Source organism: Delftia sp. WY8 (assembly GCF_018437695.1).
GTDB lineage: Bacteria > Pseudomonadota > Gammaproteobacteria > Burkholderiales > Burkholderiaceae_C > Comamonas > Comamonas tsuruhatensis.
Genome location: NZ_CP049795.1, coordinates 5,538,632 through 5,552,173, shown reverse-complemented (window position 1 = coordinate 5,552,173; position 13,542 = coordinate 5,538,632). Strand labels below are relative to the sequence as shown.

Annotated in this window: 9 protein-coding genes and 4 tRNA genes; 6 read left to right on the top strand and 7 right to left on the bottom strand. The window is 64.4% G+C overall.

Annotated features, from left to right (window positions below):
• Window positions 1–4 precede the first annotated feature (4 nt).
• From uppS to rpsB, 5 genes are all read right to left on the bottom strand, one after another.
• Window positions 5–751 (bottom strand): polyprenyl diphosphate synthase, encoded by a 747-nt coding sequence (gene uppS, locus G4D77_RS25475; protein ID WP_016447486.1) that lies wholly within the window; start codon window positions 749–751, stop codon window positions 5–7.
• Between the two features lie 35 nt (window positions 752–786).
• Window positions 787–1,347: a ribosome recycling factor gene (frr, locus tag G4D77_RS25470; RefSeq protein WP_016447487.1), complete on the bottom strand. Its 561-nt coding sequence runs from the start codon at window positions 1,345–1,347 to the stop codon at window positions 787–789.
• Between the two features lie 43 nt (window positions 1,348–1,390).
• Window positions 1,391–2,113: a UMP kinase gene (gene pyrH / locus G4D77_RS25465; protein WP_016447488.1), complete on the bottom strand. Its 723-nt coding sequence runs from the start codon at window positions 2,111–2,113 to the stop codon at window positions 1,391–1,393.
• Between the two features lie 65 nt (window positions 2,114–2,178).
• Window positions 2,179–3,075, bottom strand: coding sequence for a translation elongation factor Ts (gene tsf, locus G4D77_RS25460; protein WP_016447489.1), 897 nt, complete (start codon window positions 3,073–3,075; stop codon window positions 2,179–2,181).
• A 114-nt stretch (window positions 3,076–3,189) separates the two neighbouring features.
• Complete coding sequence (gene rpsB / locus G4D77_RS25455) at window positions 3,190–3,942, bottom strand: 30S ribosomal protein S2 (RefSeq protein WP_154833842.1); 753 nt, start codon at window positions 3,940–3,942, stop codon at window positions 3,190–3,192.
• 366 nt (window positions 3,943–4,308) lie between these two features.
• Here rpsB and G4D77_RS25450 point away from each other — a divergent pair, with 366 nt between their 5' ends.
• Window positions 4,309–5,580, top strand: coding sequence for an FAD-dependent oxidoreductase (locus tag G4D77_RS25450; RefSeq protein ID WP_154833841.1), 1,272 nt, complete (start codon window positions 4,309–4,311; stop codon window positions 5,578–5,580).
• Window positions 5,581–5,625: 45 nt separating this feature from the next.
• Window positions 5,626–7,206: an NAD(P)H-hydrate dehydratase gene (locus G4D77_RS25445; RefSeq protein WP_154833840.1), complete on the top strand. Its 1,581-nt coding sequence runs from the start codon at window positions 5,626–5,628 to the stop codon at window positions 7,204–7,206.
• A 6-nt stretch (window positions 7,207–7,212) separates the two neighbouring features.
• Here the strand turns inward: G4D77_RS25445 and rnr are convergent, their stop codons facing one another.
• Window positions 7,213–9,780: a ribonuclease R gene (gene rnr / locus G4D77_RS25440; RefSeq protein WP_213757754.1), complete on the bottom strand. Its 2,568-nt coding sequence runs from the start codon at window positions 9,778–9,780 to the stop codon at window positions 7,213–7,215.
• Window positions 9,781–9,814: 34 nt separating this feature from the next.
• Here rnr and G4D77_RS25435 point away from each other — a divergent pair.
• The 4 genes from G4D77_RS25435 to G4D77_RS25420 all read left to right on the top strand — a co-directional run bounded on the left by G4D77_RS25435 (window position 9,815) and on the right by G4D77_RS25420 (window position 10,622).
• A tRNA-Leu gene (locus G4D77_RS25435) sits at window positions 9,815–9,899 on the top strand.
• 159 nt (window positions 9,900–10,058) lie between these two features.
• Window positions 10,059–10,143, top strand: a tRNA-Leu gene (locus G4D77_RS25430).
• Window positions 10,144–10,297: 154 nt separating this feature from the next.
• Window positions 10,298–10,382, top strand: a tRNA-Leu gene (locus G4D77_RS25425).
• 155 nt (window positions 10,383–10,537) lie between these two features.
• Window positions 10,538–10,622 (top strand) — tRNA-Leu (locus G4D77_RS25420).
• Window positions 10,623–10,774: 152 nt separating this feature from the next.
• On the opposite strand, the gene G4D77_RS25415 is transcribed toward G4D77_RS25420, so the two are convergent.
• Window positions 10,775–13,399 (bottom strand): DUF349 domain-containing protein, encoded by a 2,625-nt coding sequence (locus G4D77_RS25415; protein ID WP_026062569.1) that lies wholly within the window; start codon window positions 13,397–13,399, stop codon window positions 10,775–10,777.
• Between the last annotated feature and the right edge of the window lie 143 nt (window positions 13,400–13,542).

The following is a 13,542-nucleotide window of genomic DNA, read 5'->3' as shown; positions in this document are numbered from 1 at the left end:
TTGTTCAGGACGTCTGCGGATGGGACGACGTCGGTTGTGATTGTTGTACTTGCGCGGAAGTCTGGCCGAAGCGCCGCTCGCGTGAAGCGAAAGCCGCGATGGCCTCGTCCAGGCAGGCCTCATCGAAATCAGGCCACAAGCTGTCACTGAAGAAAAGCTCGGAATACGCAGCCTGCCACAGCAGGAAGTTGCTGATGCGCATTTCCCCGCCGGTACGGATCAGCAGATCCGGGTCGGGCACATGGGCCAGCGCGAGCGCGCGGTCCAGGCTCTGCGGGGTGATGGGCTCGCCCTTCTCTGCCAGCCGGGCAGCTGCCTGTGCAATGTCCCAGCGTCCGCCGTAGTTGAAGCAGACGTTGAGAACCAGGCGATTGTTGTGCGCAGTGACGGTCTCGGCCTGCGCAAGGCCCGCGCACACCTTATCACCCAGGCCGCTGCGGTCACCGATGAAATGCAGGCGCACGCCGTCGCGGCTCAGTTGCTGCACTTCCTTGGCAAGTGCGTTGGCCAGCAGGCCCATGAGACCGGAAACCTCCTCTTCGGGACGGTTCCAGTTCTCGGAAGAGAAAGCGAAGACGGTCAGGACCTGCACGCCGCGCTGGACGCAGGCGCGGGCGCAGCGGCGCAGCGATTCCACGCCCTGCTTGTGGCCGGCCAGTCGCGGCAGAAAGCGGCGATTGGCCCAGCGTCCATTGCCATCCATGATGACGGCAATATGGCGCGGCACCGCGCCGGAGTCTTGTTTGGTCAAAGGTACGGACCCTGAGGCAAATGAGGCAGGACGCCTCAGACCGCCATGATGTCTTGTTCCTTGGCCGCCACCAGCGTATCGATCTCGGCGATGTGCTTGTCGGTCATCTTCTGGACATCGGCTTCGCAACGCTTTTGATCGTCTTCCGAGGCTTCCTTGTCCTTGACCAGCTTCTTGACGGCTTCGTTGGCATCGCGGCGCAGGTTGCGCACGGCGACCTTGGAAGCTTCGCCTTCATTGCGCGCCAGCTTGGTCATTTCCTTGCGGCGCTCCTCGCTCATGGGAGGCATGGGCACGCGGATCAGGTCCCCCAGCGAGGCGGGGTTCAGGCCCAGATCGCTTTCGCGGATGGCCTTCTCCACCTTGGCCGACATGCTCTTTTCCCAGGGCTGGACGCTGATGGTGCGCGCGTCAAGCAGGGTGACGTTGGCCACCTGGGACAGCGGCACCATGGAGCCGTAGTACTCCACATGGATGGAGTCCAGCAGCGATGGATTGGCACGACCGGTGCGCACGCGCGCAAGATTGTTCTTGAGCGCTTCGATGGACTGGCCCATCTTGGACTCGGTGGTCTTCTTGATGTCTGCAATCGTCATGTTCTTGTTCCTTGAAGAGCTGTGTAACGCGGTATCAAAACGCTCAAGCGTACACCAGCGTGCCCTCGTCCTCGCCCATGACCACGCGCTTGAGCGCGCCGGGCTTGACGATGGAGAACACCCGGATCGGCAGCTTCTGATCGCGGCACAGCGCAAAGGCGGTGGCGTCCATGATGCCCAGGTTGCGCGAGATGGCCTCGTCGAAAGCCAGCTTGTGGTAGCGGGTCGCGTCGGGGTTCTTCATCGGGTCGTCGGTGTAGACACCGTCGACCTTGGTGGCCTTGAGCACCACCTCGGCGCCGATTTCAGCGCCACGCAGCGCGGCGGCCGTGTCGGTCGTGAAGAACGGGTTGCCGGTGCCGGCAGCGAACACCACCACCTTGCCCTCCTCGAGGTACTGCAAGGCCTTGGGGCGCACATAGGGCTCCACGACCTGCTCGATGGCAATGGCCGACATCACGCGGGCTGTCAGCCCCTGCTTGTCCATGGCATCGGCCAGGGCCAGGGCATTCATGACCGTGGCCAGCATGCCCATGTAGTCGGCGGTGGCACGGTCCATGCCGACCGAGCCGCCAGCCACGCCGCGAAAGATGTTCCCCCCACCGATCACCACCGCCACCTGGACACCAACCTTGGTGACCTCGGCAATTTCGGAAACCATGCGCTCGATGGTCGCACGGTTGATGCCGAACGAGTCATCCCCCATGAGTGCCTCACCGGACAGCTTGAGCAGGATGCGCTTGTGGGCCGGTGTGGCGTGGGTCATGGTGTTTCTCCGAAGTGGTGGATGATGATGGATGGTGAAGGGAACGGTTCGGTCGCCCGGAAGGATCAGGCGCCGGCCTTGGCGGCAGCCACCTGGGCAGCCACTTCGGCAGCGAAGTCGTCGACCTTCTTTTCAATGCCTTCGCCGACCACGTACAGGGTGAAGCCCTTGACGTTGGTGTTGGCGGCCTTGAGCATCTGGGCCACGGTCTGCTTGCCGTCGGCAGCCTTCACGAAGACCTGGTCGGCCAGCGAGACTTCCTTCAGGTACTTCTGCACCGAGCCTTCGACCATCTTGGCGACGATGTCGGCAGGCTTGCCGGACTCGGCAGCCTTGGCGGCAGCAACGGTACGCTCCTTCTCGATCAGCTCGGCGGGCACGTCGGCGCTGGTCACGGACACGGGCTTCATGGCGGCCACGTGCATGGCGACATCCTTGGCAGCCGTGGCATCGCCATCGAACTCGACGACCACGCCGATGCGCGAGCCGTGCAGGTAGGAAGCCAGGCTGGAGCCTTCGAAGCGCTTGAAGCGGCGGAAGGACATGTTTTCGCCGATCTTGCCGATCAGGCCCTTGCGCACGTCTTCCAGCGTGGGACCGAAGCCGTCCTGCTCATAGGCCAGTGCGCTCAGCGCGGCCACGTCGGCGGGGTTTTGCTCGGCGACCAGCTTGGCGGCGGCGTTGGCCATCGCGATGAAGCTGTCGTTCTTGGACACGAAGTCGGTTTCGCTGTTGACTTCGATCATGGCACCCTGATTGCCATTGATGAAGGCGGCGATCACGCCTTCGGCGGTCACGCGCGAGGCAGCCTTGCCAGCCTTGGTGCCGAGCTTGACGCGCAGCAGCTCTTCCGCCTTGACCAGGTCGCCTTCGGCTTCGGTCAGGGCCTTCTTGCACTCCATCATGGGCGCGTCAGTCTTTGCGCGCAGTTCAGCCACCATGCTTGCGGTAATTGCAGCCATCGTATTTCTCCAATGTCAGTTCGATTCGTTACAGGATTTCGGCTTAAAAAAACGGGGCTACCCTGAGCCCCGCTTTTTATTCGGCGACGAGGTCGCTCAGCCGGACAAGCTCAATCAGGCAGCGGATTCTTCCACTTCCACGAACTCGTCACCGCTCTCGCCGGATGCGGCCTTGACCACGTCGGTCAGTGCAGCAGCGCGGCCTTCCAGGATCGCGTCGGCGATGCCTTGGGCGTACAGTTGCACGGCCTTGGCAGAGTCGTCGTTACCGGGGATGACATAGTCGATGCCTTCGGGATTGTGGTTGGAGTCAACCACGCCGACCAGGGGGATGCCCAGCTTCTTGGCTTCGGCCACGGCAATCTTGTGGAAGCCCACGTCGATCACGAAGATGGCGTCGGGCAGGCTGTTCATGTCCTGAATGCCGCCGATGTCCTTTTCCAGCTTTTCCAGTTCGCGAACGAACATCAGCTGTTCCTTCTTGCTCATGGTTTCCAGACCGGCTTCCTGCTGGGCCTTCATTTCCTTCAGACGCTTGATGGACGTCTTGACGGTCTTGAAGTTGGTCAGCATGCCGCCCAGCCAGCGCTGGTCAACGAAAGGAACGCCAGCGCGCTGGGCTTCGGCAGCCACCAGCTCGCGGGCCTGGCGCTTGGTGCCGACCATCAGGATGGTGCCGCCGTTGGAAGCCAGCTGCTTCACGAACTTCTGGGCGTCCTGGAACATCGGCAGCGACTTTTCCAGGTTGATGATGTGGATCTTGTTGCGGTGGCCGAAGATGAAGGGGGCCATCTTGGGGTTCCAGAAACGGGTCTGGTGACCGAAGTGGACGCCTGCTTCCAGCATATCGCGCATAGTGACGGACATATGAATACCTCAAAGGTTAGGTCTAAAATCCAGCCCGACAATTGCCCCTGGATACAGGAAGCAACACCTTGAAGGGACTGGTTTGCGATTGACTTTGCAACGGGGGTTGCAAGCATGGGCAGGCATTCATGACGAACACCTCGCACCCCAAAGCCATCACCTGATCTCCGGCAATTCCGAAGAAAATCAGGGTGAACCCCTAGCAAAGCCGCAAGATTCTAGCATACGCCATCCCAAGACTGAGGCTTCGCACCCAACGCGCGCTCACACCCCGCATAGCCACGGTTGCCGCATCGGCCACACACTCCTGTAGTGATAGCTACATCCGCTTGATAATTCAGGCACTTCAGCAGATTCCACCCCAAAATGAACATCGCGATTGTGGGCGCCGGCAGCATTGGCGTTGCGACAGCCCACGCACTGGCCCAGGTCGGGCACGAGGTCACCGTCTACGAGCGCCATGGCACGGTGGCCGAGGAAGCCAGCTTCGGACATGCCGGCTGGCTGGGCCCCAGCCTGCTCCAACCGTGGAGCGTCCCCGGTCTCTCCACCACAGAACGCTCACCCACGCTTCCCGGCCGGCAGGCTTTGCCACGCCTCGGCTCCGGAAACCTCGCAGCCCAGCTGCGCTGGCTATGGCAATGGCGCCAGGCTGGGCGGCGCCTGCGCAAAGCCGGCGAACCCACAGCCACGATGGCGGCACTGGAGACGCTCACCCAGCGCAGCCAGCAGTTCCAGCAATCGCTGTGGCGGCAGTGGGAGCTGGACCCGGAATATGTCTCCGGCAGCCTGGTGCTGCTGGGCAGCGAGGCCGACCATGAGCAACTGAAACCTGCACTGGCAGCGCTGGCCGAGGCCGGCACGCGCTGCGAGGCACTGGATGCCGCCCAGACCCGCCTGCGTGAGCCCGCGCTGGGCGAGGAGACCGCACTCGCAGGCTCCTTGTATTTCCCGCAGGCTGGCGCCGCCAACGGCCGCCTGGCCACGCTGATGCAAAGGCAGGCCGCACAGTCCGCAGGAGCACGATTCGAGACGCAACGCCTTGTGCAGCGACTGCAGCCCGGCGGCGCCGGGCGCACCGCTCGCCTGCAGCTGCAAGGCGAAGACACGCCCCGGTCGCACGATGCCATCGTCGTCTGCGCTGGCGCCGAGGCCGCAAACCTGCTCGCGCCGCTGAGCCTGCGCCTGCCCATGATCGCCCTGCGCGGCTATGGCATCAGTGCTCCGCTGCGCGAACAAGGCTACGCGCCCCGCCACGCCATCGTCGACTGGAGCGAGCAGATGACCCTGGTGCGCCTTGGCCAGCGCATGCGGGTCGTGGCCGGCGCTGAACTGGGCAGCCACGGCCCCATGCACGAGGCCACGCTGCAGCGCATGTACCACCGACTCAACATGGTCTTTCCCGGCAGCGCCGTGCTGACCTCGGGCGTTCAGATCTGGCATGGCACACGCATGTGCACAGCCGATGGACTGCCGTTGCTGGGCGCCAGCGGTTTGCCCGGCATCTGGCTCAACCTGGGCCATGGCAGCTGTGGTGCCGCCATTGCCCAAGGCTGCGCCAGCATGCTGAGCGACCTGATGGACAACCGCACCAGTTTCCTGGACAGCGCATTGCTGGATCCGCGCCGCTTCGGCTGACCGCTGCGGACACCCCGCCCTGCGGCTGGCGGCTATGCTCAGGCCATGCTGCGCATTCCCACATCCACCGCATTGCCAATGTTCGATACAGTGGCCACACGCACCCTGGAACAGCAGGCCGCGGCCCGACTGCCCGAACACTGCCTCATGCAGCGCGCAGGCATGGGGCTGGCACGCCTGGCACGCGCCATCGCCCCTCACGCCAACCGCATCTGGATCGCCTGCGGCCCTGGGAACAACGGCGGAGACGGCTTGCAGGCAGCCGCCTGGCTTCAACAGCACCTGAACACGATGCCGGCACGATCCCGCAATTGCCGCATCCTGGTCAGCTGCGTGCGCGAACGCGACCGCATGCCCGCCGACGCGCGTGCCGCATGGGATGCAGCCCACAAGGCCGGCGTGCAATGGATCGCCCACATGCCCCCTGACATGGGGCCTCAGGATCTGTGCATTGATGCCTTGCTCGGCATCGGCCTGCGCCGACCCGACACGGCAAGCCCACCCACCCGAAAAGATGACCGATTGCTGCCGCTGCTGCGCAGCCTGCAGTCCGGCATCAGCCCCGTCCTTTGCGTGGACATCGCATCCGGCCTGGATGCCGACACCGGGCAATACCTGCCTGGATTCGAGCCCATGAACCTCCCGGTCAGCGCACGGCATACGCTGGCTCTGCTGACACTGCAACCCGGCCTGTTCACAGGAAGCGGCCGCGACGCCTGCGGCCAGATATGGTGGGACGATCTGGACACAGGACTGGCAAGCAGCGCGCCACCCTTCGCCATCTCACCGTGCGCACAACTTTTCTCCCCGGAAGCCCGCGCCCCGCGTCCGCATGCCAGCCATAAGGGGAGCTTTGGCGACGTGGCCATTCTGGGCGGAGAGGGGCTGGAACACCGCGGCCTGTCCATGACCGGCGCCGCCTGGCTGGCCGCACTGGCAGCCTTGCACGGCGGGGCGGGACGCGTGATGCTGGCACTGCTCGATGCCTCGCACGGGTCAGGCCAGGCCATCTCCCCCTGGCCCGAAATCATGTTGCGCAGCCCCGAAGCACAAGACTGGCGCGGCGCCACCGTCGTGTGCGGATGTGGCGGCGGCATGGCGGTGCGCGCCTGGCTGCCCCAAATTCTGGATCAGGCGCCCAGGCTGGTACTGGACGCAGACGCACTGAACGCGGTTGCCGAAGATGAGTCGCTGGCCCTGCTTCTGAAAGAACGCAGACGACGCAGCCAGCACACGGTGCTGACACCGCACCCGCTGGAGGCCGCCCGCCTGCTGAAAATGAGCACTGCCCAGGTCCAGGCCCAGCGACTTTCAGCAGCCAGGCAACTGGCGCTCCAATTCAACTGCACGGCGTTGCTGAAGGGCTCGGGCACCGTGATCGCCGGACCGCAGGGCGACGGCAATGCATCGCCGCCCTGCTGGATCAACCCCACAGGCAACGCCCGGCTGTCCACCGGAGGAACCGGAGATGTTCTCGCCGGGCTGATTGCCGCGCTATGGGCGCAAGGGCTGGACCCCGCGCAGGCCGCAACACTGGCGGCCTGGCGCCACGGCCATGCGGCAGACCAATGGCCCGCGCAAATGCCGTTCAGCGCCAGCGCGCTGGCCCAGCGGCTGGGCCAATAGACGCCCTCAGGGCTTGCGCCGGGGCTTGGATGTCTTGCCTGCCACCTTGGACTTGACGGCCCCCAAGGCCTTCTTACCCAAGGCGCGCAGCGCCTGCACCGGCGATGGCGGCGGCAACTGCGGCAGACCGTGGTCAGCATCGATGGCGACAGACTTGCGCGCTTCAGCCGCCCTGCCCTTGCGGGAGGCGCGTGCCGCAGGTACGGACGAACCTGGCACCACGGCCGGCTCACTCACGTCGCTTTGACGCACTGGCGCGGCCGGGCGGGACTGGGCACTCGCATATTCAGCCTCCAGCGCGGCCAGGTTCACGCCCTTGACCATGGCCTTCTTGGACGCCTTGCGCCCCTGCTTGCCGGAAGACACCGCGCCGTCGGATTCAGACCGGGCTCCGCCGGCACCGCCGGAGTTACGCTGCGCACGCTTTTCCTTGGCGTCGCGGCGCCCCCATTTTTCGCCATGATGGGCTTCCGTGCGCGCCGGCGCCCTGCCGGAACGACCCGAAGCCGGCTGCTCTTCGCCGTCGCGCACCAGGCGGAAATCGATGCGCCGGCCATCCAGGTCCACACGGCTGACCTGAACGCGCAGCCGCGTACCTATGCCGTAGCGGATGCCCGAGCGCTCGCCCCGCAGTTCCTGGCGCGCCTCATCAAAGCGGAAGTAGTCCCCCCCCAGCTCGGTGATGTGGACCAGACCCTCCACATACATGGCATCGAGCGTGACGAAGATGCCGAAGGTGGTGACCGCAGAGACCACGCCTGCGAACTCCTCCCCCAGATGCTCACGCATGTACTTGCACTTGAGCCAGGCCTCGACATCTCGGCTGGCCTCATCGGCGCGGCGCTCGTTCGCGCTGCAGTGCAGGCCTGCAGCCTCCCAGGCCTGGACCTCGGCGGCGGGCGCGCGCTTGCGCGGCTTCTGGCCGGGTGCACTGACACGCGAGGCCAGACGCTTGGCCAACTTGGCTTCGGCCTCTCCAGGCGTGGGCAGTTCGGGCAGGCGATAGTGAGTGCCTTCAAGCTCGGCCTTGATCACGCGGTGCACGAGCAAGTCGGGATAGCGGCGAATCGGACTGGTGAAGTGCGTATAGGCATCGAAGGCCAGCCCGAAGTGGCCCGAATTTTCAGGCGTGTAGAAGGCCTGCATCATCGAGCGCAGCAGCATGGTGTGGATCTGCTGGGCATCAGGCCGGTCCTTGGTGGCATTGGCAATGGCCTGGAATTCGGACGTGGCCGGATTCTCGCCAAGCGCCATACCCACTCCCATGGCCTTGAGGTAGTTGCGCAGGATGTCCTGCTTCTCCAGCGAGGGCTTGTCGTGCACGCGGAACAGGCCAACGCGGCCGCTGTGCTCGATGAAGTCCGCGCTGCAGACGTTGGCGGCCAGCATGGCCTCCTCGATCAGCTTGTGCGCCTCGTTGCGCGTGCGCGGCACGATCTTCTCGATACGGCCGTTCTCGTCACAGACGATCTGCGTCTCCGTGGTCTCGAAGTCCACGGCGCCGCGTGCTTCGCGCGACTTGAGCAGCGCCTGGTACACCCCATGCAGATTCAGCAAGTCGCCCACGCGATCGGAGCGCTTGGCAGCCTCCGGGCCACGCGTATTGGCCAGGATGGCAGCCACCTCGTTATAGGTGAAGCGCGCATGGCTGTGCATCACCGCGGGATAGAACTGATAGGCATGGATATCGCCCTTTGCAGTGATCAGCATGTCGCAGACCATGCACAGGCGATCCACATCGGGATTGAGCGAGCACAGGCCATTGCTGAGCTTCTCGGGCAGCATGGGGATCACACGGCGCGGGAAATAGACGCTGGTGGCACGGTCATAGGCATCGATATCGATGGCACTGCCCGTGGTCACGTAGTGACTCACATCGGCAATCGCCACCAGCAGGCGCCAGCCCTTGCCGCGCCCGACCTTGGCAGGCTCGCAGTAGACTGCGTCATCGAAGTCGCGCGCATCCTCGCCATCGATGGTGACCAGGGGCACATCGGTCAGATCGATGCGATTCTTGCGATCGGCAGGCCGCACCCTGTCCGGCAGGGCCTTGGCCTGTGCCAGGCAGGCATCGGAAAACACATGGGGCACGCCGTACTTGCGCACCGCAATCTCGATCTCCATGCCGGGATCGTCGACCTCACCGAGCACTTCAATGATGCGCCCCACGGGCTGGCCGAACAGTGCAGGCGCCTCGGTCAACTCCACCACGACCACCTGTCCGATCTTGGCCGAACCCGTCGCGTTGGCAGGGATCAGGATGTCCTGGCCATAGCGCTTGTCTTCGGGAGCGACCAGATACACGCCGCTTTCCTGCAAGAAGCGGCCAATGATGTTGTGCGCAGGCCGCTCGATGATCTCGACCACGCGGCCTTCAGGCCTGCCGCGGCGGTCCTGCCGCACGATGCGAACCTTGACACGGTCCTTGTGCAGCACCGCACGCATTTCATTGGGAGGAAGGAAGATGTCGCCTTCGCCGTCATCACGGATGACGAAGCCATGTCCGTCGCGGTGCCCCTGCACACTGCCCCCGATTTCGTCGTTCGCGTCGGCACTTTTTGCGTGAGGGTTCATTTTCTTGGTATACAATCTAAATCTTTCCTGAGATGCCCAGGTGGCGGAATTGGTAGACGCACTAGTTTCAGGTACTAGCGGGTAACTCCGTGGAGGTTCGAGTCCTCTCCTGGGCACCAAGTTTAACGACAACCTGCAGAGGTTGCGGTGAACTGAGGAACTATCTTCACAAGAAGGTGGCTCCCTGGCTTCATGACTTGGCCGATCACAGTCTCAAGAAAAAAATCGAAGATCAGGACTTCGCTGCAAAAAATGCAGTAGAATTTCAGCTTCAGCAAGCCCAGGTGGCGGAATTGGTAGACGCACTAGTTTCAGGTACTAGCGGGTAACTCCGTGGAGGTTCGAGTCCTCTCCTGGGCACCAAACATGAAAAGGCCGTTGCACATGCAACGGCCTTTTTCTTTGCCGTTTCCGAAAAGCGACGTCACGCGCCTCTCGCCAGAAAAATTTCACGAAAATCTTTGCAAACCTGCCCGGCACATCGCTTTCGCGCTATATAATTTGCATACTCTGAAATGCCCAGGTGGCGGAATTGGTAGACGCACTAGTTTCAGGTACTAGCGGGTAACTCCGTGGAGGTTCGAGTCCTCTCCTGGGCACCAAACATGAAAAGGCCGTTGCACATGCAACGGCCTTTTTCTTTGCCGATCCCGATAGTCGACGGGCCCGCGCTTCACACCGCAAAAAGTTCACGAAAATCTTTGCAAGCCGGCCCGGCACGTCGCTTTCGCGCTATATAATTTGCGTACTCTGAAATGCCCAGGTGGCGGAATTGGTAGACGCACTAGTTTCAGGTACTAGCGGGTAACTCCGTGGAGGTTCGAGTCCTCTCCTGGGCACCAAACATGAAAAGGCCGTTGCACATGCAACGGCCTTTTTGCTTGGGTGCGTACACGGATGCCTCCATCCCAAGCACCATCAGGTATCGGCAGGGTCAAAAAAAAGGGAGCCGACGGCTCCCTTTCTTGACGATGAGGGTCTCAACCCCACCCCGTCACTTGCGCAGCAGTTGCTTGAGCACGTTCTGCAGGCGGCGTGCGGTGGCGTCATCGCGTGCCGATGCCAGCACCCGCGCGGCATCGCTACCCCAGGTTTCCTGCGGGGCCGGATCGTTGCGGCGCGTCAGCAGTTGCAGCTGCAGGGCACGGCGGGCGCTCAGATGCTCTGCAGGCGTGGGCACGTCGGCAGCCATTTCAAGGCGCAGCAGGGCTTCACCCGCATCACCCTTGGGCGCCTGGGCCAGTGCCTGCGACCAGGCGCTGCGCACTTGCGCAGACACGCGACCGCCGAGCTGCTGGGCCGCCGGAATCTGCGTAGCGTCACGCGATTCCCAGGCTGCCATCAGCTGGGTCAGCGCTTCGCCATGGGCCTGGGCCGCGAGCTTGCGCAGAGCGTCCTGCGCATGCTCCATGGCTTCACGCTGGGCACGGAAGGCCGGATCGGCCAGGCGCGGACCGCGCTCTTCACGCGGTTCGCGGCCAAAGCGGCCATTGTCACGGTTGTCGCGTCCGTCCCTTCCATCGCGGCCACGGCCACCGTCGCGGCGGTCGCCAGGACGGGCAGCGCGCGCACCACCCTCTTCCTTCTTCATGCCGGGACGATCATCCCCGCGCACGGCAACCACGGGGCGCACCGGCGCCGGCTTCGCTTGCGATTCTTCCGAGCCGGCCGCAGCCACTGGCGCCTGTTCCGGCTGGGCAGCGTTGACGGAGGCATCGGCACGGCCGCGCAGCGCCTGCTCCAGAGCCTCCACCGCAGCGCGGATTTGCTGCACGTCACCCGATGTGTTGGCAGCTTCCACGGCCTGCGAAGCCTCCAGTACGCGGCGGTCATGGTCGCTGAGCTGCACGGCTGCGGCCCGGGAACCACGCTCGCTGCCCTTGCGGTTGAAAGCCTCGTCCAGGGGCTTGCGGAAGGCGTCCCACAGCTTTTGCTCGTGCTTGCGATCCAGCGGCACGGCCTGCGCCTCGGCCTGCCAGCGCTGCTGCAGTGCCTTGACGGCATCGATGCGCAGGCTGGGTGCGGCGCCCAGCGCCGTGGCCTCGTCGATCATGGCGTGGCGGCGCTGCAGGCTGGCCTTTTGCGCAGCATGCAGCGGAGCCTCGGCCAGGGCCATGGCCTGCTTGAACTGGGGCTGCAGCTCGGCAAACAGTTTTTCACCGATATGACCGCTCTCGCGCCAGCGTTCAGCGAACTGGCGCAATGCGCGGGCCGCACCCTTGAGATCTTCGCTGGCGGCCTGCTGCGCTGCCCAGGCCTTGATCTCTTCGATCAGCGCCAGGCGCTGTGCCTTGGACTGGGTGGTTTCCGTGCGCAGCTTGTCGTGCCAGGACTCGACCACCTTGTGGGCCGCGTTGCAGGCTTCGTCAAACTTCTTCCAGAGAGCGTGGTTGGCCGCGCTGCCCTGGTCGGCCAGCTTCCACTGCTCACGCAGGCTGCGCAGGGATTCCTGGATCTTGCGACCGCCCAGCGCCTGGCCTTCAGGACGGTTCAGCAGAGCTTCCGCCTTGGCAACCAGCTCCTCACGCAGCTTGTCTGCGTTCTGGCGCGGCCAGCCTTCGGCTTCGCCTGCTGCCAAGAGGGCCTCGTGCACCTTGGTGACCAGCGCGTCGTCCACCAGACGACCATGAGCCTTGATGGCGGCACGCACGGCTTGCACGGCAGCGGAGCCAGCCTTGCTTTCGCCAGCAGCCGTCTCGGCCTGGAGCTGTTCCAGCGCCTGGGTCAGGGCAGCGCTGGCGGCAGCCACCTGCTCAGGCGACGTCTTGGCCTTGGGCTGCGCTGCGCTGCGGCCGGCAGGCGCTGGCTTGGACGGCTCGGCGGCCGCTGCCTCGGGAGGCAGGCCACGCGCCACACGCAGTTCATCGGCCCACACGGGCACGGTGGGCAGCGGGGCTGCTTCGTCCGCTGCGGCGGCCTCGGTCAGCGCAAGGGCAGACTGGAACGCATCCCAGACAAGGATCAGCTGTGCGCTGGCGGCTTCCAGCTGGGGCGGGAAGCGTCCATCCACGCTGGCCCAGTTGGCATCGCCGGTGAGCTCGCCGGCCTGCTCCTGCCAGCGGGCCACGTCGGCGCGCAGGTTGTCGAGCACAGCCTGGGCGTCGCGCCATGGCTTGGTGGACAGGACTTCGATGCGCTGGGCCAGCAAGACAGCCACTTCGCGCTGGACCTGCACGCGATGCTGCAGTTCCTCGATGGCCTTGACGCGCTCGGCCAGTTGGGCCTTGTACTGCGACAGCGGCTCACGCGACAGCGGGGCGCCTGCCTTGGCGGCGTCGCGCTGCCAGGCGATGGCGTCGGCGGCATTGAAGGGCGATGCGACCAGCAGTGCCTGGGCCTTTTCAGCCCATTCCACTGCGATCTTTTCCTGGTCCTTGGTGCGGCGGATTTCATCCAGACGCTCACGCACGGCGCGGGCCGCGCTCTTGTCGCGCGCGCTCAGCTCCTTGAGGACGTCCTGCAATTGCTCGACCGAAGGCTGGGTTGCCAGCCAGTCGCGGATGCGCGAGGCGCGATCACCCGAGGTTTCGGCGGAGAAGGCACCGCCCGTGAGCACATCCAAGGGGTGTTGTTCAGGATTCTTGGCAGAAGCAGGGCTCACTTCAGGTGCATCGGACATGGTGCTGCGGGGGGAAAGAGAAGACATGAATCAATCGTTGAATGCCTGGCTGCCGCGGGCCGCCAGACGCGGCCGGCCGGGCTGCATGCGGGCATGCTAGCCGGGCCGGGAAAACCATATTCTCGCCGTTATTTGAAGCGGAG

What these genes read in the sequence shown, in the direction of transcription:
- frr (WP_016447487.1), bottom strand. Translation starts at nt 1,347, where the DNA reads ATGACGATTGCAGACATCAAGAAGACCACCGAGTCCAAGATGGGCCAG.
- pyrH (WP_016447488.1), bottom strand. Translation starts at nt 2,113, where the DNA reads ATGACCCACGCCACACCGGCCCACAAGCGCATCCTGCTCAAGCTGTCC.
- tsf (WP_016447489.1), bottom strand. Translation starts at nt 3,075, where the DNA reads ATGGCTGCAATTACCGCAAGCATGGTGGCTGAACTGCGCGCAAAGACT.
- rpsB (WP_154833842.1), bottom strand. Translation starts at nt 3,942, where the DNA reads ATGTCCGTCACTATGCGCGATATGCTGGAAGCAGGCGTCCACTTCGGT.
- G4D77_RS25450 (WP_154833841.1), top strand. Translation starts at nt 4,309, where the DNA reads ATGAACATCGCGATTGTGGGCGCCGGCAGCATTGGCGTTGCGACAGCC.
- G4D77_RS25445 (WP_154833840.1), top strand. Translation starts at nt 5,626, where the DNA reads ATGCTGCGCATTCCCACATCCACCGCATTGCCAATGTTCGATACAGTG.
- rnr (WP_213757754.1), bottom strand. Translation starts at nt 9,780, where the DNA reads ATGAACCCTCACGCAAAAAGTGCCGACGCGAACGACGAAATCGGGGGC.
- G4D77_RS25415 (WP_026062569.1), bottom strand. Translation starts at nt 13,399, where the DNA reads ATGTCCGATGCACCTGAAGTGAGCCCTGCTTCTGCCAAGAATCCTGAA.